General features: G+C 72.2%; 19 protein-coding genes. 6 read left to right on the plus strand and 13 right to left on the minus strand.

What is annotated here, in order from left to right; all coding sequences use genetic code 11:
• Positions 1–34: 34 nt before the first annotated feature.
• Positions 35–1,081, plus strand: a complete 1,047-nt coding sequence (locus EP757_RS00950) for a hypothetical protein (RefSeq protein ID WP_127542323.1) — start codon at positions 35–37, stop codon at positions 1,079–1,081.
• On the opposite strand, the gene EP757_RS00955 is transcribed toward EP757_RS00950, so the two are convergent.
• The 6 genes from EP757_RS00955 to EP757_RS00980 are packed head-to-tail and all read right to left on the minus strand — an operon-like array spanning position 1,052 to position 12,651.
• Positions 1,052–2,176: an acyltransferase gene (locus EP757_RS00955; protein ID WP_127542324.1), complete on the minus strand. Its 1,125-nt coding sequence runs from the start codon at positions 2,174–2,176 to the stop codon at positions 1,052–1,054. The genes EP757_RS00950 and EP757_RS00955 overlap by 30 nt on opposite strands.
• A gap of 48 nt (positions 2,177–2,224) precedes the next feature.
• Entirely contained in the window at positions 2,225–4,852 is a 2,628-nt protein-coding gene (locus EP757_RS00960) for a hypothetical protein (RefSeq protein WP_127542325.1), read from the minus strand.
• Positions 4,849–5,964: a VWA domain-containing protein gene (locus tag EP757_RS00965; RefSeq protein ID WP_127542326.1), complete on the minus strand. Its 1,116-nt coding sequence runs from the start codon at positions 5,962–5,964 to the stop codon at positions 4,849–4,851. The genes EP757_RS00960 and EP757_RS00965 overlap by 4 nt, the downstream gene beginning before the upstream one ends.
• Positions 5,961–8,228 (minus strand): DUF5682 family protein, encoded by a 2,268-nt coding sequence (locus EP757_RS00970; RefSeq protein WP_127542327.1) that lies wholly within the window; start codon positions 8,226–8,228, stop codon positions 5,961–5,963. Before EP757_RS00970 ends, EP757_RS00965 begins: the two co-directional genes overlap by 4 nt.
• A complete protein-coding gene (locus EP757_RS00975) occupies positions 8,225–9,349 on the minus strand; it encodes an AAA family ATPase (protein ID WP_232050303.1) in 1,125 nt (374 codons plus the stop codon). The genes EP757_RS00970 and EP757_RS00975 overlap by 4 nt, the downstream gene beginning before the upstream one ends.
• Positions 9,346–12,651, minus strand: coding sequence for a DUF4132 domain-containing protein (locus tag EP757_RS00980; RefSeq protein ID WP_127542328.1), 3,306 nt, complete (start codon positions 12,649–12,651; stop codon positions 9,346–9,348). Before EP757_RS00980 ends, EP757_RS00975 begins: the two co-directional genes overlap by 4 nt.
• Before the next feature lie 182 nt (positions 12,652–12,833).
• Here EP757_RS00980 and EP757_RS00985 point away from each other — a divergent pair, with 182 nt between their 5' ends.
• The 4 genes from EP757_RS00985 to EP757_RS01000 are packed head-to-tail and all read left to right on the plus strand — an operon-like array spanning position 12,834 to position 15,463.
• The gene (locus EP757_RS00985; RefSeq protein WP_127542329.1) at positions 12,834–13,583 is read left to right on the plus strand and encodes a GNAT family N-acetyltransferase; all 750 of its coding nucleotides are present in this window, start codon (positions 12,834–12,836) and stop codon (positions 13,581–13,583) included.
• A gap of 18 nt (positions 13,584–13,601) precedes the next feature.
• Positions 13,602–14,339: an SDR family oxidoreductase gene (locus EP757_RS00990; RefSeq protein WP_232050304.1), complete on the plus strand. Its 738-nt coding sequence runs from the start codon at positions 13,602–13,604 to the stop codon at positions 14,337–14,339.
• Positions 14,340–14,355: 16 nt separating this feature from the next.
• Positions 14,356–14,694, plus strand: coding sequence for a hypothetical protein (locus EP757_RS00995; RefSeq protein ID WP_127542330.1), 339 nt, complete (start codon positions 14,356–14,358; stop codon positions 14,692–14,694).
• 10 nt (positions 14,695–14,704) lie between these two features.
• Positions 14,705–15,463 (plus strand): S-adenosyl-l-methionine hydroxide adenosyltransferase family protein, encoded by a 759-nt coding sequence (locus EP757_RS01000; protein ID WP_127542331.1) that lies wholly within the window; start codon positions 14,705–14,707, stop codon positions 15,461–15,463.
• A gap of 57 nt (positions 15,464–15,520) precedes the next feature.
• Here EP757_RS01000 and EP757_RS01005 read toward each other — a convergent pair whose 3' ends face one another.
• Entirely contained in the window at positions 15,521–16,249 is a 729-nt protein-coding gene (locus tag EP757_RS01005) for a VOC family protein (RefSeq protein WP_232050305.1), read from the minus strand.
• A 66-nt stretch (positions 16,250–16,315) separates the two neighbouring features.
• On the opposite strand from EP757_RS01005, the gene EP757_RS01010 reads away from it, so the two are divergent.
• Positions 16,316–17,683, plus strand: a complete 1,368-nt coding sequence (locus tag EP757_RS01010) for a M28 family metallopeptidase (protein WP_127542332.1) — start codon at positions 16,316–16,318, stop codon at positions 17,681–17,683.
• 49 nt (positions 17,684–17,732) lie between these two features.
• Here the strand turns inward: EP757_RS01010 and pheT are convergent, their stop codons facing one another.
• The 6 genes from pheT to infC all read right to left on the minus strand — a co-directional run bounded on the left by pheT (position 17,733) and on the right by infC (position 23,599).
• Positions 17,733–20,213, minus strand: coding sequence for a phenylalanine--tRNA ligase subunit beta (gene pheT, locus EP757_RS01015; protein WP_127542333.1), 2,481 nt, complete (start codon positions 20,211–20,213; stop codon positions 17,733–17,735).
• A gap of 4 nt (positions 20,214–20,217) precedes the next feature.
• Positions 20,218–21,279 (minus strand): phenylalanine--tRNA ligase subunit alpha, encoded by a 1,062-nt coding sequence (locus EP757_RS01020; RefSeq protein WP_127542334.1) that lies wholly within the window; start codon positions 21,277–21,279, stop codon positions 20,218–20,220.
• 157 nt (positions 21,280–21,436) lie between these two features.
• On the minus strand, positions 21,437–22,210 hold the full coding sequence (locus tag EP757_RS01025; protein ID WP_127542335.1) for an RNA methyltransferase: 774 nt from the start codon (positions 22,208–22,210) through the stop codon (positions 21,437–21,439).
• Positions 22,211–22,279: 69 nt separating this feature from the next.
• On the minus strand, positions 22,280–22,672 hold the full coding sequence (rplT, locus tag EP757_RS01030) for a 50S ribosomal protein L20 (protein WP_014446291.1): 393 nt from the start codon (positions 22,670–22,672) through the stop codon (positions 22,280–22,282).
• A gap of 37 nt (positions 22,673–22,709) precedes the next feature.
• Positions 22,710–22,904 carry a 50S ribosomal protein L35 gene (rpmI, locus tag EP757_RS01035; protein ID WP_014446292.1) on the minus strand — a complete coding sequence of 65 codons (195 nt, stop codon included), beginning with the start codon at positions 22,902–22,904 and terminating at the stop codon, positions 22,710–22,712.
• Positions 22,905–22,969: 65 nt separating this feature from the next.
• Positions 22,970–23,599: a translation initiation factor IF-3 gene (gene infC / locus EP757_RS01040; RefSeq protein WP_127542336.1), complete on the minus strand. Its 630-nt coding sequence runs from the start codon at positions 23,597–23,599 to the stop codon at positions 22,970–22,972.
• Positions 23,600–23,694 lie beyond the last annotated feature (95 nt).

The following is a 23,694-nucleotide window of genomic DNA, read 5'->3' on the forward strand; positions in this document are numbered from 1 at the left end:
GTGCCACACTGGCAGCGGGTGAGGGGGTGCCACGATGGAGTTCGATCCGTTGAGCAGCGCCGAGGACCTGCTCAGGTCAAGCCGCGACGAGCTCCGCCGGGCGCTGCGGAGACGTCCGCTCCCGGTGGCGGTCCTCGCCGGCGCGACCGATCTGCCACCGGCCCGGCTCGGCGGCTGGGAGACGTTCAACGGCTCGGCCACCTGCGTCCGCGTCGACTACGGCCACCCGGTCACGTCCAGCTCGTGGGTGAGCGTGGAGACCGCCCGCTGGTCCGGCACCCAGGTCACCGGCGGGCCGCTGCGCGAACTCCTCGAGCACCACATGCGGCAGAACGGCGACCGCTTCTCGTCGGTCGAGTGGACCGGCGACGATCGCAGCGTCACCGTCGACGGCCGCACGGTGGCCGGCCGCCGCCTGCGAGCCGGCGACCGCTGGTGGGCGGTCCGCTGCTCGCTGCGCGACGTGGAGATCAGCGTCGTGGCGCACGACTGGCACTCGCCGGTGGCGGTCCGCACCCTGAACCAGGTCGAGATCGACGAGCTGATCTCCGTGGTGCCGACCCCGCCGGCGCTCATCCCGCCGTCCGCGGAGGATGCGCCGTCCACCCCCGGCGAACCGCATCGGGCCCTGGTCGAGGAGGTGCTCCGCTCCGAACGGCAGCGCATCGACTGGCTCACCGACGGCGGGCCGCCACCCCGGCTCCCGGCGAACTGGGGGCGGCTGTGGCGTGATGCCGTTCGCCGCCAGGCCGACCTCGCCGGCCAGCCGGAACCGGAAGCGGAACGCGCCCTGCAAGGCATGCTCAACCAGCTGACCACCCTGCACACCGAGGCCGAGTGGTTCCGCATCGACGAGACGCTGCGGCAGCGGGCGGTGAACGAGGTCCTGCTCTTCACCACCGGCCTCGGCCCGGACGTCCCGAGCCGCCCGGCCCAGCTCGCCTGGCGGCGCCGGCTGGGGCTGCGCCCGACCGACTACGCCCGGCTGGGCGCCATAACCGATGCGCAGACCCAGTGGCTGGCGGAGTGGACGGCCTGGTCGGCGCGCCGGTCAGGCGAGGGCCCGGCGGCGGCGCCGTAGCAGGACGGTCCGGGCCGGGCGCTCGACCACCGCGTGCAACAGCCAGGCCAGGCCGAGCGACAGCAGGAACGTCGCCAGCGTCAGCAGGATCCCCTTACCCGGCGGGAACTTCGGGTGGTACCCGATCGTCACCTCGAACAGCCGGACCACCAGCAGGTGCACCAGGTAGAACGCGAACGACCACTCGCCGAGCCGGACCATCGTGCGGTTACGCCATGGGGTCCAGCGCCGCGACAGGTCCGCCACGGCGGCGGTGAACAGGAGCAGGGCGAATCCCGGCAGGGTGCACGCCGCGTACCCCCAAGGGCTGGGAACGTGGATCGAGAGGAAATATCCGCCGACCGTGAGCACCGCCGCCGCACACCACATCGTGCGGATGCGGGACGGGCGCCACACCCGGATGAGCAGCGCGAGACTGATACCCGCCACGAACTCCGGCAGCCGGCCGATCGGCGTCCAGTGGAAGAACCAGTCGACCTGCTCCCGGCCGGCGACCAGCAGACCGATCATCGGCCCGAACGTGGTGACCGCCCACGCACCCACCCCGGTCGCGATGATGCCGCGCCGGCCCAGCCGGGTCATGCCGAGGGCGAGCAGCGGGAACACCAGATAGAAGAACGCCTCCACCGACAGCGTCCAGCTCACCGTGTTGAGACTCTGCAGGTAGGAGAGCTCCGGTGACCAGGCCTGCACCAGGAAGACATTCGCCACGGCCACCCAGGGTGACGGCAATTCCCACGGTTGGTAAGTGAGCAGGAGAATAGCCACGAGCAATGCGGTGGCGATGTGCAACGGGTAGACGCGCGCGAATCGCCGCCACCAGAACTTCCGGAATCCGGTGCGGGGGCAGGCCCACATCAGTACGAATCCGGAGAGAACGAAGAAGAACGACACCCCGACCGATCCAGGACGGAAGACCGCCGTGATCAGGCGGGCCTCGGGACCGGGCGAGAAGTATTCGACAAGGCACAGGTGAAAGCCGAAGACCAGAAACGCCGCGACCCATCGGAGGCCGGTGAGGGAGGGTAGCGCCGCTCCGTTCTCACTATTCCGGGAATTGACGGTGGAGCTCGGCTGGGGGGCAGTCGAGAGCATCGGGGCACCGTACCAGAGGCGCCCATGAAGAGACGATTGTCGATTAACTCATAAGAGTTCACCCACCATTCCGACCCGGATCCGGGCGTCGGCCCAGGCGGTCACGGCGGCCTCGCCCGGATCCGGCCCGAGCACCGCGGCAAGACTGTCCAGGGCCACCGCCACCCGATGCAGGCCCACGCGCGCGAGCCGGTTCCGTGCCTCGGCCAGCCGGTCCGGGTAGCCGCCGGGCAGGTGCGCCAGCCCGGTGTGCGCCGCCTCGGCCAGCACGGCGGCGGCCTGCGTCACCGCTTCGGCGAGCGGATCCCCCGGACTCACATCCGGGACCAGCCGGGCGGCATCCTGATCTTTATCGGCCAGGTCCGGCACGATGGGTGGTCCATCAGCGAGGATTCCGTACGGGTCGACGACCAGTTTCCTACCGCCGCGGTGCACGGCACCGGCCACGTACCGCGGTGTTCCGTGCTTCCCGGAGAACGCTGCGACCACCGCGTCGACCCGGCCCGGCGCGACGGCGGCGTGCGTGGTCGCGACCGTGGCGGCATTCCCGTTCACGTCCCGGATCTCCACGGTGAGCCGCTGCTCCCCCGGCTCGTAGTGGAAACCGCCGACCTCCGCGACGGCCAGCACCCGGACCAGCTCGGCACGCACCCGCGCCCGCACCGGCCGCGGCGGCAGCGCGTCAAGCTCAACCCTCAGCTGTGCGTAATCGGTCACGAGCAGCCCTGGCGGCAACCGGTCCCACGCTCCCGCCCCGACCGTGACCGTCGACCGTGCCACCCGGCTCGTGGCGAGCCGCACCGCCCGGCTGGCACTCCGCACGGCAGACTCGGTGACGACCACCCCGGCCGCGAGCGCCCCGACGGTGCCCCCACCCACACGCCGTTTGGCGATCGCCGGCCCGTCCTCGTCCGTCGTCCACTCCCGCTGCGACACGAGGACCACCCCGGTAGCCGCCTGAGCATGAAAGATCTCCACAATCCGCCGGTCGTCGACAGCCCTGACCCGAGCCCCGATCCCATCAAGCCGAACCCGCCGCAGCGGCGTCTCCGCCGACTCCTCCGTGCCGAGAACCCTCGCCCGGAGCCCACCACCAACCTTCCCCCTGCCACCACCAGCCACCACGCCCGACCCGCCACCAGCCACCACGCCCGAACCCGCAGCCACCACCCCCGGACTCGCAGCCACCACGCCCGGACTCACGGCCGCGCCGCCCGAACCCGCAGCCACCCCGCCTGGACTCACGGCCACCCCGCCCGAACCCGCAGCCACCGCACCTGGACTCACGGCCGCACCGCCGGAACCCGCAGCCACCACGCCCGGACTCGCGGCCACCACGCCCGCAGCCACCACGCCCGAACCCGCAGCCACCCCGCCCGGACTCACGGCCGAGCCGCTACCAGCCACCGCCGAGCCGCCCCGGCTCACCGCCGCGCCGCTGTTCGTGACCTTGCCTTTTACGCTTTTTGTCCCCTCATCGGCGGTCCCCTCGTCGGCGGCCGAGGACTCGCCACTCGCCGCGCGATCGGCGGAGGCGCTTTCGCCTATGACTTCGGTGAACATCCCGGCGGCGGGCGCTTCGGGCTCCGCCGTCGCGCTCGAAACTGCGGGCGTCGCACTCGAAACGGCGGGCGTCGCGCTCGAAACGGCGGGCGTCGCGCTCGAAACGGCGGGCGTCGCGCTCGAAACGGCGGCCGCGAGGACTGCGCGGTGGCGGGCGAAGAGTTCGGCGATCAGGTCGGCGAGGGTTTCCGGGGAGTAGCGGGCACTGCGCTCCCGATAGCCCGCCAGCTGGTCGGCGAGTTCGGTGGTGGCGTCGAACGGCCAGCGCAGACCGGCCCGTTCCAGCCTGCCCAGATGGCCGGCGACCGCCGCGGCCAGGCCCTCGCCGGCGTGGACGGCTCCGAAGCGCAGTACGTCGGCGGCGAACTCCAGTACGGGTTCGAGGCCGGTACCGCTCCCGGTCGGCGCCGAACCGGAACCGCCCACGTCGACGAGGCACTCCGCCTCGCCGGGATGGTGCAGGTCGGCGGCCCGGAACGCCCACACGGCCAGCGCGATGACGTCGTCCCGGGCGCCGGCCCGCGCGTCGGTGTGCACGTAACCGAGATCGCCCGGCACCAGGAACCGCACCGTGGCGGAGGCCAGCTCCACGACGGGAACGGTTCCCCGCCTGATCCGGGCCGAGTACCCCGCTCGTTCGGCTCGCCGGGCAGCGGTGACGAGCCGGCTACCGATCCGGGCCACGACCTGCTCATCGGTGAACGCCCCCGGCGACCACTCCGCACCCGGTCCCGCAGCACGACCATCCAAGATCGGCAAATCCGAATCCGAATCCGGCGACGCCGGAGCCAGCGACGAAGGGGCCAGAGAAGAAGGGGACGGCGATGAAGGAGCAGCCGCCTGATACGCCAGCACCAGCCCGATCACATGCCGGCACACGGTGGTCGCCCCACACGAGCAGGTCCCCCGGTCGAGGCCACCGACAGGCAACTCGGTCCGGACCCCGTCCGCGAACAGGGCCACGACCACCTGATCGTCGCCCGCCGACAACGTGGGTGGTTCGCGCTCCACCTCCCGCGCCGCCCGTTTCACGAGACCGCGGTTGGCGAGCGCCGCCAGCGCGTCGGCGTCGAGCGCCAGAAGATCCGCTCGGTCCGTGACGACGAAGCTCATCGGCCCACCTTCTCCGCCACGAATTCGGCCAGCTGGCCCGGTGTCATCGCGCCCATCCACGCGCCCGCGTCCGCGAGCCGCTGAGCGCACCCCCGGTCGTACGCCGGATCGGCCTGTTCGTCGAGGGCCGCCAGGCCGAGCACGGTGCTGCCCTGGTCGACCAGTTCCCGCACCGAGCGGACCAGCGCCGCCTCCGAACCGCCCTCGAAGAAGTCGCTGACGATCGCGACGATCGTGCGGCGGGGCTGTTCGACGAGCTGGGCCGCGTACCGCACTGCCCGCGCGATGTCGGTGCCGCCGCCGAGCTGGGTCTTCATGAGCAGTTCGACCGGGTCGTTGACGTCCGACGTCAGGTCGACCACCTCGGTGTCGAAGGCGATCAGGTGCGTCTTCACGCCGGGCAGCCCCCACAGGCAGGCCGCCGTGACCGCCGAGTGGATCACCGACGGCAGCATCGAGCCGGACTGGTCGACCAGCAGGATCACCTGCCAGGGGGCGAGGTGCCGGCGGTTGCGTGCCAGGAAGTACGGCGTCTCCACGGACAGCCGCCGGCTCTCCGGGTCGTAGCGGCCGAGGTTCGCCCGGATCGTGCGCCGCGCGTCGAAGTCGCGCGCCTGCTTGAACCGGGTGGACTGCCGGGCCCGGGCACCGGAGAAGCTGCGCCGCACCTCGGTCGCGAGTTTCTCGGTCAGGTCGCTGACCACCGCTTCGACGAGCCGCCGGGCCAGGCGCAGGACCTCGGGGTTCATCAGGTGCTTCGTCCGCAGCACGGCCCGCAGCAGCGCCGGGTTGGGTTCGACCCGCTGCAGGACCTCGGGGTCGGTGACGATGTCGTGCACCTCGTAGCGTTCGACGGCATCGCGCTGCAGCCGCTCCACCGTCTCCTTGGGGAAGAGTTTCACGATGTCGTCCAGCCAGTCCACCGTGGTCAGCCGGGAGGCGCCGGGCCCGCCCTGCCGCCGGATGTCCCGCCGATCGAGTTCCTCGTCGCGGCCGTAGAGCCAGTCGAGCGCCGCGTCCCGCCCCGCCGACTCACCGCCGAGCGAGCCGAGCGAACCGTCGGCCGGTTCGCCGAGGATCAGCCGCCACCGTTCGAGCCCTGGATCCGTCACCGCTGTTCCCCCGGGAAGAAGAGCGCCATCCGCTGCTCGACCGCCTCGTCGAGCGCCATCCCCGCCGCCACGACCTCCGGCGGCACGGTGGTCCGGAGCAGGTCACGTCCGGAGCCGCCGAGACCGCGCATCTCCAGCAACCGCTCGGCGAGCGTGGCCCGCTCACGCGGCGGGAAGAACTCGAACGCCTGCCGCAGCGCCGGCAACGCCACCAGGAACTCGTGGGATCCGATGCCGCGCACCAGCTCGTCGAGCACGCCGAGGATGCCGCCGGCCGCGAGCACCGTCTCCCGCGCCACCGCGAACAGCCCGGCCAGCCAGTCGCCGGCCGCGCCGCCTGCGAACGCGCCGCGCACTGCGAAAGCGGGGTCGGCGTCGTCGCCGGACAGCACCCGGGCCAGGCCGTAGAAGGCGCCGCGCAGGTCCGGCGGCGCGGCCCGCTCGGCTGCGACCCGCTCGGCGACGGCGACCGCGAGCGCCCGGTCCACCCCGGTGCCGGACGCGTGCCGGACGGCGTCCCGCACCGCCACCACCGCCCGGATCCGCGGGAGGTCGGCGGGCAGGCCCGCGCCGTGCCAGCCCTCGGCCAGCCAGAGGATCCGCCGGCACGCGCCGGCGATCACCGCGCCGAGCAGCTCGCTGCCGGACGTGCCGAGCAGCCGGTCGTGCCGCCACAGGGCGAGGGTCACGGCGAGGACCCGGCCCAGCTCGCCGAGGTCGTTGCCGGCTGCGACACCGCGTTCGAGCCGGGCCGGCAGGTCGCCGGTGAAGGAGGTGACCCCGCAGAGCGCGGCGTCGAAGAGGGCGTCGGCGAGCCGTCCGAGGTCGTTGCCGGCCTCGTCGACCCGCTGACCGATCTTCGCGGTGGCGGCGGCCTCGAGGGTGGGGCCATATCCTCCCGCCTCGATCAGCGCGACCAGGCGGTCCTCATCGGTGCGGATCGTCCACTTCTCGGCGAGGACCGGGTCGATGCCGGTCGCCGGGCCGGACACCCGCTGGAATCCGGGCACGTCCAGCACCCGCAGCCGGTGCAGCACCCGGCTGCGGTCCCGGGCCGCGGTGTCGAGCAGGTCGAGATCACGGTCGCCGGGCCGGTCGAGGTCGTGCCGTTCCAGCTCGGCGGTGGCCGCGTGGACGAGCGGTGGCAGCGGGGTGTCCGGATGCAGCCGGCCGACCCGGTCGCCGCTGAGGACCGCCGTCATCTCGACGACCGCCGGATGCTGCCCGGCCGTGATGGCGCCCCGCACCGACCAGGGCAGAGGGACGTCCAGAGCTTCGTTGATCAGCGCGGCGGCCAGGCCGTCGAGCACGTCGACCCGGGCCGGCTGGTCGTGCCCGCGCAGCCGGGAGAGCGCCTCGGCGCTGGTCCTGGCGGCGATCAGGTCGGCCGTGGAGACCGGCTGCCCGCGCTCCCGCAGCCGACCGGCGACGGCGGTCACCAGGTAGCGCGCTGCCGCGGCCGGTCCGTCCTCCCAGAGCCGCTGGTAGTACGCCGGGGACGGCATCCCCGACTGGTATCCGGCGAACGCGTCGAGCCGCCGGAACGAGTAGGGAACGAGGTAGCTGCCGCCGGTGGCGGTGTCCGGCGGCCGGGGAACGGCGGGCCAATCGTCCGCGTCCGCCGGTGAGGAGGACAGGCGCAGCACCGCGGGCCGGTGGAAACCTCCGACCACCGCCACCACCGGGCGATCACCGGCCTCCCGCACGGCGGCCCGGACCCACCCGGCCATGTACGCCTCCCGAGCCGTGTCCGACGGTCCCGCCGAAGCCTCGCCACGGATCAGGTCGAAATATGCTGCGAGCCGCTCGGCCAGCCCGTCCCCCGGATCCATCTCCACGAGGTGATCCCAGAGCGCGTCGGTGTTGTCCACGCCGAACGTCACGCAGAGCCGCTCGACGGCTTCGGCGTACCGCTGTTCGGCGTCCGCGTACCGGTTGCTGCGGTCGGCGAACGCCTCGTGCCAGGCCGGCAGGTCGATGAACCGCAGCTCGGAACCGGCCTCCCGGCCGGCGGTGAGCGCCACCCACTCCGGCGAGTACGCGCAGAACGGCGCCCACGACCCGTGCCGCCTCTGATCGTCCGCGTAGCTGGTGAAGACCGCCACCGGCAGCTCGTGGCCGAGCAGCAGCTCACCGATCCGGTCGTTCATGTCGGCCGGGCCCTCGATCAGCACGAACGCCGGTCTCAGCGCGGCGATCGTGTCGCCGACGAGGCGGGCGCAGGCCGGGCTGTGGTGCCGGACCCCGAGGACGGTGAGGTTCATCCGCCCGGCAACTCCCGGCGTGCCTCCCGCAGCTCACGCCACTGCGGACCGGTCCGCCACGCGGTGTGCTGTTCGAGGTAGCGCCGCAGTTTGGCGAGGTCGTCCGCGTTGTCCTTGGCGGCGGTGCCGGCGAGGCAGGAGACCAGGTCGCTGACCGAGCCCGGAGCGCCGTCGAGGAACCACCCGCGCAGCCCGACCGCGTGCGCCACCGACACCGCCTCGGCGGTGCTCATCACCGAGGAGAGCCGTTCCATCTCGTCGCCGCGGGCGGTGCGTCCCGTTCGCAGTTCGCGGAACGTGGTGACCAGGACCTCCAGGACGTCCCGCCGTGGCGGCGCGGTCACCCCGGATCGGCGCAGCAGCTCGGCCGCCTCGGACTCGACCAGGTCGAGCTCGGTGTCGAAATCGCCGATCGGGAAGACCGTCTCGAAGTTGAACCGCCGCTTCAGCGCCGAGCTCATGTCGTTGACGCCGCGGTCCCGGGTGTTCGCCGTGGCGATGATGTTGAAGCCGTCCCGGGCGAAGACCATGCCGGCGTCGCCGGGCAGCTCGGGGACCGCCATGACCCGGTCGGAGAGCGGGGAGAGCAGGCAGTCCTGCACCTCCAGCGGACACCGGGTGATCTCCTCGAACCGCACGGTCCGGCCCTGTGCCATGCCGCGCAGCAGTGGCGCCGGCACCAGCGACCGCTCGGTCGGCCCCTCGGCGACGAGCAGTGCGTAGTTCCACGAGTACTTGATCTGGTCCTCGGTGGTGGCCGCCCCGCCCTGGATGGTCAGGGTCGAGTCGCCGCTCACCGCCGCCGCGAGCAGCTCGGACAGCAGCGACTTGGCCGTGCCGGGCTCGCCGACCAGGAGCAGGCCGCGGCTGGTGGCGAGGCTGACCAGGGCCCTGTCGATCAGCGACGGGTCGCCGACGAACTTGCGGGCCACGCCGAGCTTCGCGTCGCCGACGATGAACGCCCGGGCCGCCCGCAGGCTCAGCGCCCACCCCGGCGGCTTCGGCGCGTCGTCGGCGGCCCGCAGCCGGGCCAGCTCGTCGGCGAACCGCACCTCGGCCGGCGGCCGCTGGGCGCGCCCGGCCGACGGGTCGTCCACCCCGGAGAAGACGGTCTGGGTCACGAGAGCACCTCTTTCAGATCGCGCAGCGCCTCGGCGGCGACGATCGGGTCGAGCTCGCGGAGGCGGCTGCTCGCGCGGCGCTGGTAGGTCCGGTGGCCGTGGCGATCATCCACGTAGACCTCGACGATCCTCTGCTCGGGGAGCACGTCGAGGGCGCCGACGGCGATGCCTGGGTCGATGTCGACGACCAGGGTGAGACCGCCGGGCACGTCCCTCTCGAACCATCCCTGTACGCCGGCGTCCTGCGGCGCACCGCGCTGCCAGCCCCGGCGCTCCAGCCCCAGCAGCGTGGTGGTCGGCACCCGGACACCGAGGAAGCCCTGACCGAGACGCTCCTCCACCTGCTCCGGCGTGAGCGCCTCGACCTCCCGGCCGAGCTGCGGGAACGGCTGCAGGATCTCGTAGTCGGCGAAGACCCCGGCCCACGCCGCGAGCGAGTCGCCGAGCCGCAGCGGATGTGCCACGCCGATCTGATCGTCGTCGCCGAGCACCACCGTCTCGTCGTCCACATCGGCGAACGTGCCGTCCTCGGCGAGCCGCACCCCGGCGGACTCGGCGTAGCGGAACCAGACCAGCCGGCGCACCAGGTGACGCATCAGCGGATGCCCGGCGAAGAACTGCTGGAAGTCGGCCCCGGTCCAGCGCCGCTGATCCACCATCGCCCGTTCGAGACGGCGCACCTGGTCGGCGGCGATGGCCCGGACGTCCTTCTTCAGAGCGGAGAATTTCCGGTACGCCTCCGGAGCGAGCACCGCATCGTCCTGGGCTCCCGGTTTCGGCAGGGCCTTGAGCCGCTTGCCCGCCGCGTCGGCCACGAACGGCTTGAGCTGCTCGTCGAAGCCGACCGTGAACCGCCGCCGGCCGTAGTCCAGGACGAGACTGCCGCCGGCGTCCAGCCCGAGGTCCGGCACGAGCCGGTCGGCCAGCTCGTCGGCGCTGAGCCCGAGCGCTGCCGCCAGCTCGGTGATCTTCTCCTGGGCGCGCTCCTTGAGGCCCTTGAACTTCACCTTCTGCGAGATGCCGTAGAGGTACGTCAAGGCGACGCTCGTCCCGATCTCGGCCAGCACGTCGAGGCCGGCGACCGCGCGGGCATGGCCGCCCTCGCCGGGCCAGGCACGGATGACCGGGGCGAGCCGGCGGACCGTCTCGTCGTCGCCGAGCAGGCCGAGCGCGTCGAGCGCCCAGTTCTGCTTCGCCGGGTGGCCGGCCTCGCGCCACTCGGTGAACAGCTGCCAGGCCAACTCGGCCAGGTCGGCCGGCTCGCAGGCGGCGGCGACCACGGCCAGGCCCGGATAGGGCGCGCCGACCCGGGAGATCGCCAGCATGGTGAGCAGGTGCGCGACCGCGTCGGCGGGAAGCGTGCCGCGCCCGCCGGTGAGCCGGACCGGGGGCAGCAGCGCCGGGTTGGCCCACTCCGGGAGAGAGGGAATGACCTTGGGCAGGATCGTCAGCGGGTCGACGGCCAGGATCTCCTCGACCGCGGCCACGGTCTCGGCGCCGAGGGTCGCGGCCATCGCGCGCACGCCATCGGCATGCCCCATCGCGGCGAGCTCGCGCAGGCCGTCCTCGGCGTCGGCGCGCGTCGCCGCGGCCTTCCCGGTGACCGGGCCGACCGCGACCGGCACCAGCGCCCGGGTGGCGGCATCGGCATGCCGGGCCAGCCAGGCGGCAGCGATCTTGCGGACCGAGCGCAGGCGCTGCTGCCAGCCGGCCATCAGCAGCGCCACCTCGGGAGAGGTGACCGGCGCGAGGATCGGCGCGGCGCTGACCGGGGCCCGCCGCGCGCAGTCGACCAGGGCCGGGACCGCGGCGGCCTGATAGCGGGCGAGCAGCGCCCGGCCCCAGTCGTCGATCCCCCAGACGTCGCGGGGCGTCCAGCGCTCGATCGCGGGGATCGTCAGATCGTCCGGCCCGACCAGGAAGAAGTAGAGCTCGTCCCACTTGTCGGCCCCCGGCGTGCCGAGCTTGGCGGCCGTCGCGGCGAAGTCGTGCGAGCCGCCGTGCCTGCGGGCCCACGAGCTCTGCCCCCAGGACTCCCGCTCACCCTCCCGCCACCCGACCCGCACCGGATCGCCGGCGGCGAGACCGGTCACGACCAGCGGTTTCCGGGTGACCGGGGTGATCCACGGCGGGTCGGTCAGGACGGACGGCAGGTCGGCCGGGTCGGCGCTGCCGGCCGCGGCCGTGCCCAGCGACGAGAGGACGGCGTCGAGGCGCTCGCCGGCCTCGCCGTCGAGGCGCCCGCGGACCTCGGCGGCGAGGTCCAACCGGCTGACCGCCTGCGTGCGCAGCAGCCGCACGGCGGCGGGACGCTCGGAGCCGGCGAGCACCCGCAGCGCGCGCTCCGGATGCCGGGCGGACACGTCGGCGATCGCGCCCGCCACCTGCGGCCGGTCGAGCCGCTCGACCAGGGCGGCGAACGCCTCGTCGGTGCCGATCGTGGCGAGCACGGCGAGCAGCTTCTTCTGCCCGTCGGCGCTGCCCTGCTCGTCGAACCAGTGGACCAGCGCGGGAACGGCGGCGTCGCCGACGCCGGCGACGAACGTGTAGAGGATCTGCGAGTCGTGGGTCGCCTGATAGACGCTGGTCTGCTCGGCGAGGCGCAGCGCGAGGTCACCGTCGGCGACCACGGTCAGCAGCGTCAGCTTGAGCGCCGGCACGTGGTGGCGGGTCAGGACCCGGCTGATGATCTCCTCGGCCCAGCCCGTCTCGTCGGGAGCCATCACCGAGATGACGGTGCGCTGCGGCAGCGACTCCTCCCGGACGGCCGCCAGCGCCGCGACGACCTGGGCGTAGTCCTCCGGGGAGGCGGCCGCCACGGCGACCCGCAGCCGGTATGCGATCTTGACGGCCAGAGCCGTCGAATAGCCGGTGGCGTCGCGCTCGGGCACGCCCCGGGTGATCGGCCGGCTGACCGCGAACTCGCCCGGGTAGAGCGCCGCGAGTTGCGCCGTCGCGGCGGCGGCGAACGCGAGGCCGTGCCGGTCGCGCCAGTGGTCGCCGAAGGCCTGCAGCTCGTCGAGCCGCGCCCAGCCCAGCACACCGGAGATCGCCTGGACCACGGCGGCCGCGCCGAGCGGGGTCGCCGCCGGATCTCCGGCGAGATAGGCCCGGCCCTCCTCGGCGATGTCGCCCGGCGTCTTGCGATGCCCGAACGAGGAGAGCACGTCGCCGTGGAAGGCGGTCAGCAGCTCGGCGGCGTGCCGCACCTTCGCTGCCTGCACCGGGGGCGCCGCCGGGGAGTCGGCGCGACGCGGCAGCACGAACCGGCGCCACGCGGACGGGATCGCGAACGAAAGCATGGGCGGAACCCTAGCGAGCCGATACGACAAAAAATCCGCACACATCGACGGTCATGGACATCAGCGCCGCGGTGCACCACAGTGAGACACGACTCCGGTGCGGACCGTGCAGGCGGCCGGCCCGCGCCGGAGTCTCGAAAACCGGTTGCGCGGGGATCGGCGGTCCTGACACCTTCGCGCCAATGGATCAGCGCATTCAACTCTCCGTCGTGTCCCATCTCCGCACCCGGCCGCAGGCCACCGAGGTCGGCCCGTTCGTGGCGGGCCTGGACCCGGACACCGACAGCCCGTGGGTCAACTACGCGACCCCGCAGCCCGACGCCAAGATCACCGTCGCCGATGTGGAGGCCCTGATCGCGGCGTTCACCGAGGCGAGGCGCAAACCCCGGCTCGAGTACGTCACGAGCACCGCCCCCGAACTCGAGGATCTCCTGCTCGCGAGCGGTTTCACGGTCGAGGCACGCCAGGAGTACCTGATCTGTACCCCGGCGTTCGTGACGGCTTCCCCCGTACCCCCCGGTCTGCGGTTGAAGGAACCCACCACCGACCCGGACCGGGCCGCCCTGCGCGCGGCCACCAATGAGGCGTTCGGTGAGGCGCCGCAGGCGTCCGAGACCGATGTGGCCCGCCTGCGCCACAACCAGGAGAGTGGCGGCATCGCCCTGGCCGCCGTGACCGAGGACGACCAGTGCGCGGGCGGCGGGCAGGCCATGCCGCCGCAGCAGGGGACCAGTGAGATCGGCGGCATCGGCGTCCGCGAGCCCTTCCGCGGGCGCGGGCTCGGCCAGGCGATCACCGCCCGGCTGACCGAGCGGATCTTCGCGCGCGGCATCGAGATCGCCTGGCTGGAGGCGGGCGGCGAGGACTCCTGGCGCGTCTACGAGCGTGTCGGTTTCCGGCCGGCCGGCCAGCGGCTCTACATCTCGCGCTGAGCGCTGTACCTTACCCCTGTGCCGATCTTGGGAAGCGCTCTCGTCACCGGGGCCTCGCGTGGGCTCGGCGCCCACATCGCCCGCCGTCTCGCCGCTGACGGATGGCCGGTCGCGATCAACTATCGCTCCGACGCCGACGGCGCCGAACGCGTGGCCGAGGAGATCCTCGCGCAGGGCGGGAAGGCTGCGGCCCTGCGCGCCGACATCACCGACGAGGCGGATGTACGGGCACTGGTCGCGGCCACTTCCGATCAGCTGGGCCCGGTGCAGGCCGTGATCGCCAACGCGACCGGTCCGCAGCCGGCCGCGGCGGCCGAGGATGTCACCTGGCGTGACCACCTCGACCAGCTGGAGTTCTTCGTGAAGAGCCCGACGCTGCTGCTCGCGGCCGCCCTCCCGGGGATGCGGGAGCTCGGGAGCGGGCGATTCGTCCACATCGGCTCGGATTCGTTCGAGCGGGCCATCCCGGGCGCGTCCGCCTACAACGCGGCGAAGGGCGCGCAGATCGGCCTGGCCCGGACGTGGGCTCGCGAGCTGGGCGTTCATGGCGTCACGGTCAACGTCGTGGCGCCGGGCTGGATCCCGGTCGAGCGGCACGGCGACGCCGACGTATCCGGATATGTCGCCGACGTGCCCCTCGGCCGCATCGGCACCCCGCAGGACATCGCCGACGTCGTCGCGTTCGTCTGCTCCGACGCCGCACGCTTCGTGACCGGCGAGCGGATCACCGTGAACGGCGGCCACACCATCGACTAGAGCTACCGTTGCTCGCATGCGGCAGGTCTACGTCCATCAGGCGATCCTCGACTCCTCCAGCCAGACGGCGCCGGGCGCAGCGATCACGACGGCGCTCTGCGGCCACTGGGAGCACGAGCCACCGTGCCCGCTCGCGCCGCACCACACCGCCGCCCGCACCGAGGACGGCCGGCTCCACCTGCGGGTCCTCTTCGCCACCGAGCCCGACCGGGTTGATCTCGTGCGTTCCCGGATCGACGAGGCGCTGGCCGGCGGCGACTGGGAGATGATCTCGTCGGGGTGTGCGCGGGTGAACGCCGGCGAACGCGATCACGCCCGTCGGCTACTTCGGGCAAACAGGGTCAAATCGGAGTAACCTTCGTTTCATGCTGCTCACCGTCGTCGCCGACTACGGCACCGGGGATCTCGCGTTCGCCGAGGTCCGCCAGCGACTCGCCCTCCTGCTGCCGGAGGCCGACGTCACCACCGTGCCGGTGCCCGCGTTCGACACGGTCGCGGCCGGTTTCTGCGTGGCCCAGCTCGCGTTCGGCGACGGCCCGGCCGGCCGGATCGTCTACGCCAACGTCGCCCCACGCCGCGACCGTGACGAGCCCCGGGCGAAGAACGCGGGCGAGCGCCTGGCCGCGGCCCGCCTCGACTCCGGTGTTCTCGTCGTCGGGGTGAACTCCGGCGCCAGCCTCTCCTTCCTCGCCGCCGAGGGCGTCACGATCCGCGCCGTCGACGCGGCCGACCACGGCTCCCAGTTCCGTTCCCGCGACGTCTTCCCGGCCGCTCTCGCCGCCCTGGCCCACGGCGACGACGCGCTGCTCGGGGAGGAACTGCCGGTCGGCCCGCCGCCGAAGCAGGCGGTGGCCTACACCGACGGCTACGGCAACATCAAGACCACCTGGGACGCGCCGCCCGCACCGACCGGCTCGGTGATCCGGGTCCGGATCGGCGGGACCGAGGCCCTCGCGACGGTCAGCGACGGTGTCTTCGAGGTCCCCGCCGGCACGATGTCGTTCGCCCCGGGCAGCTCGGGCTGGAACAACCGCACGTTCTACGAGCTCCTGGCCCGGGGCGGCAGCGCAGCGGAGACCTTCGGCCGCCCCCGGGCCGGCACGCCGGTCGAGATAGTCGGCTGAGAACACTTCGTACAGTGCGGCCACCATGAGCGACTCTCATCTGGGGCGGCGGCCCGCTCACCTCGATGAGGACGGCGCCGCCCAGCGGTAGATCTGGGCGTCCCTCAGCTCGATCGACGCCGCGGGCTCGGGTGGCGGGCCGTCCGCGAAGCGCGCGAGGACGTTCTTGCGGCCCCGGATCGTGCGGCCGCCCTCGGTCCAGTGCAGGTAGGGGTGCAGGAGCTGGACCAGCGCTGCCCGGTCGTCCCGGGCGACGGCCGCCAGCACTGCTTCCACCGGATTGACCGGTGTGCTGCTACGGCCCTCGGCCCGGCCGCTGAGTTCGGCGTCGAGGGTCTCCTGGGCCCGGCGCATGCCCGCGGCGTAGGCCGGTTCGGCGAGGCGGCGCCACATCTCGTCCTCGGCGACGTCCTCGACCCGGCTCATCACCCACCAGATGTTGCCGAACGGGTCACGGATCCGGCCGCCCCGGCTGCCGAACGCGTCGTCCGCGACCTCGGTGACCACCCGGGCGCCGGCGGCCACGGCCCGGTCGACGGCCGCGTCGGCGTCCGGGACGAAGACGCGCAGCAGGCTCGGCATGACGGGCCAGTCCGGGCGCCGGTCGAAGGCGAGGACGACGGTGTCGCCGACCCGAACCTCGCCGTGGCCGATCAAGCCGTCCTCGGTGAGCACCCGGGCCAGTTCCTCACCGGCGAAGACCCCGGTCACGAAGTCGAGGAAGGCGCCGGTGTCGTCGGTGACCACCCACGGCGCGACGGTGGTGTAGCCCTGCGGTGTCGTCATGCCGGCGACGCTACGCGCGAATCAGGACAGGACGCGTCCGCAATCGCAAGGCATAGACTTCCGGCTATGTCTACTCGGCGTACCGTTCTCTCCCTGTCAGCAGCGGCCGCTGCGGCGCCACTGGCCGTGCCGAGCGCGACGCAGGCGTCCGGCATTCCGCGAAACAAGCCCGATGCGCAGCTCAGGGCCGTTCTCCGGGAGATCGACCCGAAGCGGATCGAGGCGACCGTGCGCCGGCTCGCCGCGTTCGGGACCCGGCACACCCTCTCGTCGCAGGATGATCCGGTGCGCGGCATCGGCGCTGCCCGCGACTGGATCTTCAAGACCCTTCAGGGGTACGCGGCGCCGTCGGCGGGAAGGATGACCGTCGAGTCGCAGTCGTTCGTGCAGCCCGTCTCGCCCCGGGTGCCGGCGCCCACCACGATCACCAACGTGATCGCCACCCTGCGGGGCAGCAGCGAGCCGGAGCGGATCTATGTGGTGACCGGCCACTACGACTCCCGCGCCTCCGACGTGATGGACGCCGTGAGCGACGCGCCGGGCGCCGACGACGACGCCTCCGGGGTCGCTGTGATCATGGAGCTGGCCCGGGTGCTGGCCACTCGTGAGTCCGCTGCCACGCTGGTCTTCGCCGCCGTGGCCGGTGAGGAGCAGGGGCTCTACGGCTCCGATCACATGGCTCAGGTGTTCAAGGACGCCGGCGCCGACGTACAAGGCATGTTCAGTAACGACATCGTGGGGACCGGCGACGCCCACGACGGCACCCGGCCCGCGAACCGGCAGGTGCGGCTCTTCGTCGAAGGGGTGCCCACCTCGGAGACCGCGGCCGAGGCGAACGTCCGCAGGAGCGTCGGCGGCGAGAACGACGGCCCGTCCCGGCAGCTGGGCCGGTTCGTGAAGGACGTCGAGCCGGAGGGGACCGACGTCCGGGTCGTCTGGCGCCGCGACCGTTACCTGCGCGGCAGTGATCACATCTCGTTCCTGCTGCGCGGGTACCCGGCCGGCCGCTTCACCGAGCCCCGGGAGAACTTCGCGCACGAGCACCAGAACGTCCGGATCGAGAACGGCATCCAGTACGGCGACCTGGTCGAGTTCTGCGACTTCACCTACATCGCCCGGGTCGCCCGGGTGAACGCGGCGGCGCTCTGGTCGCTCGCCCAGGCGCCGGGCACCCCGCGCGGCGTCGTCATCGACACCACGCAGCTGACCAACGAGACGACGCTGCGCTGGCAGCTCGGGACCGAGGCCGGCCTGGCGGGCTACGAGGTGGTCTGGCGGGAGACGACAGCGCCGGACTGGCAGCACGTCGTCAAGGTGGGCAAGGTCAGCGAGGTGACGATCGACCTGTCCAAGGACAACGTCTTCTTCGGAGTCCGGGCCGTCGGCGAGGACGGATACCGCAGCCCGGCGGCGGCCCCGCGACCCGGGAGCTGACCGGGGAACTGACCGGGGGGCGGGGGCCCGGAGACCCCCGCCCGTCGATCTAGGCGCCGCGGAGGACGGCTCCGAAGCGGGACGCCGTCACGGCCACCGCCGCGTCCCGGGCCGCGATGGTCTCCTCGGAGGTGAGGGTCCGGTCCGGGGCACGGAACGTCAGCTTGTAGGCCAGCGAGCGCTTGTCCCCGCCGAGCTGCTCCGACTCGTACACGTCGAAGAGCGTCACCGACTCCAGCAGTTCCCCCGCACCCTCGGCGAGCGCGGCCTGCACCTCGGCGGCCGGGACCGCCCGGTCCAGAACCAGCGCCACGTCGATCAGCGCGGCCGGGAACGTGGAGATCCGCACCGCGTCGACGACCGGGGCGGCGGGCAGCGCGTCCAGGTCGATCTCGGCGGCCGAGGTCCGCTTGGGCAGGTCGAACGCGGCCACCACAGCGGGGTGCAGCTCGCCGGCGTGACCGATCACCACGCCGTCGACCAGGATCTCGGCACAGCGTCCGGGGTGCCACGGCGCACGCTCCCCCGCTCGTACGGAGATCCGCGAAGCGGGAATGCCCGCCGCCGAGACCGCGATGCGCGCCGCCTCGACGGCGTCCGCCCACCCGGCCGCGCGGCCGTCACCCCACCAGCCGGCCGGCTCGACGTCACCGGTCAGCACGACGGCGAGGTGCCACGGCTGCTCGGGGACGATCGCGTTGGCGGCGGTCCACTCGTCCTCGGTGGGACGGCGGTCGACCCTCAGCACCGGCGGAGCGGCGGCGGTGAGGTGCGGCAGGAAGACCGTGCCGGTCTCGAAGAGCGCCACGTCGCGGCGTCCCCGGCCCAGGTTCCGCTTGAGGGTGCCGAGCAGGGGCGCGAGCAGCGACGTACGCAGCAGCGGCTCCTCCTCGGACAGCGGGTTGGTGAGCCGGACCGCGCTGCGCCGGGGGTCGTCCGCCGCGAGACCGAGCGTGTCGGCCGTGGACGGCGCGACAAACGGGTAGGACAGCACCTCGACGTACCCGTTCTCGGCGAGCGCGCGCCCGATCGAACGACGCTGGCGCTGCGCCGGGGTGAGGCCGTTGCTGCTGCGCGCGGGCGGCAGCACGCTCGGGATGTTGTTGTAACCGCCGAGCCGGGCCACCTCCTCGACCAGGTCGATCGGGGCGAGCAGGTCGGGACGCCAGGACGGCGGCACGACTTCGAGCTCGTCCTCCCCGGTGACGTCGCAGCCGATCGTGGTCAGAAGCGCGGCCACGTCGGCGGAGGAGTACGAAAGGCCGATGATCGAGGTGGGCAACGACGCGGGGAGCCGGACGACCTGCGGCGGCACCACGTGGTTGATGTCCAGGACCCGCTCGTCGACCGTTCCGCCGGCGTGCGTGGTGAGGATCTCGACGGCCCGCTGCAGCGCGACCAGCGCCAGCTGCGGGTCGACGCCCCGCTCCCAGCGCTTGGCGGCCTCACTGAACAGCTTGTGCCGGCGCGCGGTGCGGCCCACCATGATCGGATCCCAGTGGGCGGCCTCCAGGAGGACGTCGACCGTGCCCTCCTGCCACTCGCTGGTCTCGCCGCCCATCACGGCGGCGAGCGAGATCGGGCCGGTCTCGTCGCAGATCACCATGTCCTCGGCGTCGAGCACGCGGGCCACGCCGTCCAGGGTGGTCAGCTTCTCGCCCGGGTGCGCCCGGCGTACGACCAGGCCGCCCTTGAGCCGGTTCAGGTCGAAGACGTGCATCGGCTGGCCGAGCTCGAGCATCAGGTAGTTGGTGATGTCGACCGGCAGCGAGATGGTCCGGATACCGGCCGCGACGAGGCGGCGCTGCATCCACTCCGGAGACGCGGCGTCCGGGTCGACACCGCGGACCACACGAGCGGCGAACCGGTCGCAGCCGACGGTGTCCTCGATCGTGATCTCCCACGGCACGCCGGCGGTCTTCCCCGGAGCATCCCGGAGAGCCGGGTCGGTGAAAGGCACACCGAAGTACGTGGCGAGCTCGCGCGCGATGCCACGCACGCTCATCTCGTAGCCGCGGTCCGGCGTGATCTCGACCTCGATCAGCACCTCGTCGAGGCCGACGACCGGCCGCGCGTCCTGACCGGGCGCCGCATCGGAGGACGCGGGCAGCACGATGATGCCCGAGTGGTCCCCGGACAGGCCTAGCTCGGCAGCTGAGCAGATCATGCCGTTCGAGTTCCGGCCGTACGTCTTCCGCGCACCGATCTTGAAGCCGCCCGGCAGCTCGCCACCGGGGAGGATGACCACGACGAGGTCGCCCTCGGCGAAGTTCCGCGCGCCGCAGACGATCTCCTGCGGAGCCTCCCGGCCGACGTCGACGGTGGTGAAGCGGATCGGCTTCTTGAAACCGGTCAGCTCCTCGATGGTGAGGACACGGCCGACGACCAGGTCACCGGTGACGGTGGCGGCCGCGTCGACGATGCCCTCGACCTCCATGCCGAGGTTGGTCAGCGCGGTGTCCAGCTCCGAAGCGGTGATCCCGGCGGGCAGCTCGACGTACTCGCGCAGCCACGACAGTGACGTCTTCATCGCTTCAGGACTCCATTCCGAAGTTCGTGGTGAACCGCACGTCGCCCTCGACCATGTCGCGCATGTCGGAGACGCCGTTGCGGAACATCAGGGTCCGCTCGACACCCATGCCGAACGCGAACCCGCTGTACCGTGCGGGGTCGATGCCGCACGCGGTGAGAACCCGCGGGTTGACCATGCCGCAGCCACCCCACTCGACCCAGCGCGGCCCGTCCCGGTGCTGCGCGAACCAGACGTCGAACTCGGCGGACGGCTCGGTGAACGGGAAGTAGTGCGGCCGCCACCGGGTCCGCGCGTCCGGCCCGAACATCGCCTTCGCGAAGTGGTCGAGCGTGCCGCGCAGGTGGGCCATCGTGATGCCCTCGTCGATGACCAGGCCCTCGATCTGATGGAAGACCGGGCTGTGCGTGGCGTCCAGCTCGTCGGTGCGGTAGGCACGGCCGGGGCTGACCACGTAGATCGGCGGCTGCCGGGTGAGCATCGTCCGCACCTGGCCGGGCGACGTGTGCGTCCGCATCACCAGGCCGGGAAGGTCCACGAAGAACGTGTCGGCGGAGCCGCGCACCGGGTTGTCCGGCCCGATGTTCAAGGCGTCGAAGTTGGCCCATTCCAGCTCCAGCTGGGGACCGTCGACGATGTCGTAGCCCATCCCGATGAACACGTCGCCCATGTGCTCCATGAGCGTGGTGAGGGGGTGCCGGGCGCCGCGCGGGCGGCGGGTCCACGGCAGGGTGACGTCGACGCGCTCCTCGACCAGGACGCGGGCGGCGCGGTCGGCCGTGAGCTCGGCGGCGCGGGCGTCGTACGCGGCCTGCGCGGCCTGCCGGGCCACGTTGACCCGCTTGCCGGCGTCGGACTTCGCGGCCGGTGGCAGCGAGCCGATCTCCCGGCGGGCCAGCGAGATCGGCGAGCGGTCACCGAGGTGGGCGGGCTTCAGAGCGGCGAGGGCGTCGAGGTCGGTGGCAGCGGCGAACGCCTTCTCCGCCTCGGCGACAGCGCCCTCAAGGGACTCGGGCGCCAGCAGGACGGCCTGCTTCGGATCGTACGGATCGTTGCGGTAGGACATGGTCTCCCTCACACCGGATTTGCCACAGGGCAGTCTAGAGAGGCGCGGCTGGGCCGCAGCCCGCCGGTCAGAGAGAGCGCAGAGAAGTCAGATCTGCAGCCCGCGACCAGCGGGCTGGATAAACAGAAGAAGACCTGACATGCGCCCCACTTTACCCTCAGCGTTGCGCGCGGGCCGAAGCATATAGGCACACGGCGGCGGCCGCGGCCAGGTTCAGGCTCTCGGCGCCCCCGTAGATCGGCACCCGGACCCGGCGATCAGCCGACGCGATCAACGAAGGGGGCAGGCCGTGCGCCTCCGAGCCGAACAGCCACGCGGTCGGCGCGTCCAGCTGGCCGCCGTCGAGCAGCGAGTCCACGTCGTCCTCGCCGGTGCCGCTGGTGGCCAGCACCTGGAGGCCGGTGTCCTGCAGCAGCTCGATCACCGACAGCGGTGATCGGACGACGTCCACGTGGAACAGTGAGCCGGCCGACGCCCGTACACATTTGCCGTTGTACGGATCCACCGCGTCACCCGCGAAGATCACCGCGCTCGCGCCGGCCGCGTCGGCGGTCCGCAGCACGGTGCCGGCGTTGCCCGGGTCACGGATCTCGGCGACCACCGCGACGAGCCGGGGCTGCTTGGCGAGCGCCTCGGTGATCGGCACGTCGGTCTGCTCACAGATCGCGACGAGGCCCTGCGGGTGAACGGTCTCGGTCAGCGCGGCGAGAGCCTCGTCGGTGACCGGGGAGACCTCGGGGGCCAGAGCGGCCAGGTCGGCGTACCGGGTCAGCGCCTCGCCGGTGCCGAAGAGCTCCAGCACGGCGCCGGCGGCGAGGGCCTCGCGGACGGCCTGCGGGCCCTCGGCGAGGAATCGGCCGGTCTGGTCGCGGTCCCTGCGGCGCTGCAGGCGCCGGGCCGCGACGATTCTGGGGGTACGAGGTGTGAACATGCGCTCCGACTCACCAAAGGGAGAAGGCGCCCCCCGAGGGAGGCGCCTTCTAACGTGCTTCGCGTTGAATCAGGCAGCCTGAGCGGCAGCGCCGCCGGTGCCCTCGGCCGCAACAGCAGCGCGAGCGATCTCGACGATGCCGGCGAACGCGGCGGCGTCGTTGACCGCGAGGTCGGCCAGGATCTTGCGGTCGACCTCGATCTCGGCCAGCTTCAGACCCTGGATGAGGCGGTTGTACGTCATGCCGTTGGCACGAGCGGCCGCGTTGATCCGGGTGATCCACAGCTGGCGGAAGTCGCCCTTGCGGTCACGGCGGTCGCGGTACGAGTACTGCATCGAGTGCAGCACCTGCTCCTTGGCCTTGCGGTACAGGCGCGAGCGCTGGCCGCGGTAGCCACTCGCGGTCTCGAGCAGGGTACGGCGCTTCTTCTGGGCGTTTACCGCCCGCTTGACGCGTGCCATTTCTAGTTACTCCTTAGGGGAACTGGTCAGGCTCGCGTCAGCGGCCCAGAAGCTTGTTCACTCGCTTGGTGTCGGCCTTGGCCACGGTGACCGTACCGGTCATCCGGCGGGTGACGCGGGAAGACTTGTGCTCCAGCAGGTGGCGCTTGCCGGCCTGCTCGGTCACGAGCTTGCCCTTGCCGGTCACCTTCACGCGCTTGCCCATGCCGGTGTGGCTCTTCATCTTCGGCACTGAACGCCTCTTTCTGATCTTTCCCCGCAAACCGAGGGGAGTACGGGGAAAAGCTGGACTACCTACTACTCTGCGGCGGTCTCGGCGACCGGAGCTGCCGGTGCTGCCGGGGCTGCCGGAGCGGCCTCGGCGACATCACCTTCGCGCGCCTCCCGCGGCGGGCGCGCACTGGCGGCGGCCGCCTCGGCCGCGGCGACCTTGGTGGCCCGATGCGGGGCCAGCACCATGATCATGTTCCGGCCGTCCTGCTTCGGGCTGGCTTCGACGAAGCCGAGCTCGGAGATCTCCTCGCTGAGCCGGCGAAGCAGCCGGAATCCCAGCTCGGGACGACTCTGCTCACGACCACGGAACATGATCGTCACCTTGACCTTGTCGCCCGCCTTGAGGAACCGCACCACGTGACCCTTTTTGGTCTGGTAGTCGTGCGGGTCGATCTTCGGCCGCAGCTTCATCTCTTTGATGACGGTCTGCTGCTGGTTGCGCCGCGCTTCGCGAGCCTTGAGTGCGCTCTCGTACTTGAACTTGCCGAAGTCCATGAGCTTGCACACCGGCGGCCGCGCCATCGGAGCAACCTCGACCAGGTCCAGGTCGACGTCCGCTGCCAGCTGGAGAGCGCGCTCGAGCGGCACGATGCCGACCTGCTCACCCTCCGGACCGACCAGGCGGACCTCACGAGCCCGGATCTGTTCGTTCACGCGTGGTTCGACGCTGATGGGGCCTCCTCAGAACGTTGTTCTCTCATCCATAACGCGATTTGCGGCACGGATGATGCCAATGGCGGTCGGCCCCG

This window comes from Actinoplanes sp. OR16, assembly GCF_004001265.1.
In the GTDB taxonomy this organism is placed as follows: domain Bacteria; phylum Actinomycetota; class Actinomycetes; order Mycobacteriales; family Micromonosporaceae; genus Actinoplanes.

Excerpts from the sequence above, each read along its gene's own strand:
- EP757_RS00950 (WP_127542323.1), top strand. The coding sequence starts at position 35 with ATGGAGTTCGATCCGTTGAGCAGCGCCGAGGACCTGCTCAGGTCAAGC.
- EP757_RS00955 (WP_127542324.1), bottom strand. The coding sequence starts at position 2,176 with ATGCTCTCGACTGCCCCCCAGCCGAGCTCCACCGTCAATTCCCGGAAT.
- EP757_RS00960 (WP_127542325.1), bottom strand. The coding sequence starts at position 4,852 with ATGAGCTTCGTCGTCACGGACCGAGCGGATCTTCTGGCGCTCGACGCC.
- EP757_RS00970 (WP_127542327.1), bottom strand. The coding sequence starts at position 8,228 with ATGAACCTCACCGTCCTCGGGGTCCGGCACCACAGCCCGGCCTGCGCC.
- EP757_RS00980 (WP_127542328.1), bottom strand. The coding sequence starts at position 12,651 with ATGCTTTCGTTCGCGATCCCGTCCGCGTGGCGCCGGTTCGTGCTGCCG.
- EP757_RS00985 (WP_127542329.1), top strand. The coding sequence starts at position 12,834 with ATGGATCAGCGCATTCAACTCTCCGTCGTGTCCCATCTCCGCACCCGG.
- EP757_RS00995 (WP_127542330.1), top strand. The coding sequence starts at position 14,356 with ATGCGGCAGGTCTACGTCCATCAGGCGATCCTCGACTCCTCCAGCCAG.
- EP757_RS01000 (WP_127542331.1), top strand. The coding sequence starts at position 14,705 with ATGCTGCTCACCGTCGTCGCCGACTACGGCACCGGGGATCTCGCGTTC.
- EP757_RS01005 (WP_232050305.1), bottom strand. The coding sequence starts at position 16,249 with ATGACGACACCGCAGGGCTACACCACCGTCGCGCCGTGGGTGGTCACC.
- EP757_RS01010 (WP_127542332.1), top strand. The coding sequence starts at position 16,316 with ATGTCTACTCGGCGTACCGTTCTCTCCCTGTCAGCAGCGGCCGCTGCG.
- pheT (WP_127542333.1), bottom strand. The coding sequence starts at position 20,213 with ATGAAGACGTCACTGTCGTGGCTGCGCGAGTACGTCGAGCTGCCCGCC.
- EP757_RS01020 (WP_127542334.1), bottom strand. The coding sequence starts at position 21,279 with ATGTCCTACCGCAACGATCCGTACGATCCGAAGCAGGCCGTCCTGCTG.
- EP757_RS01025 (WP_127542335.1), bottom strand. The coding sequence starts at position 22,210 with ATGTTCACACCTCGTACCCCCAGAATCGTCGCGGCCCGGCGCCTGCAG.
- rplT (WP_014446291.1), bottom strand. The coding sequence starts at position 22,672 with ATGGCACGCGTCAAGCGGGCGGTAAACGCCCAGAAGAAGCGCCGTACC.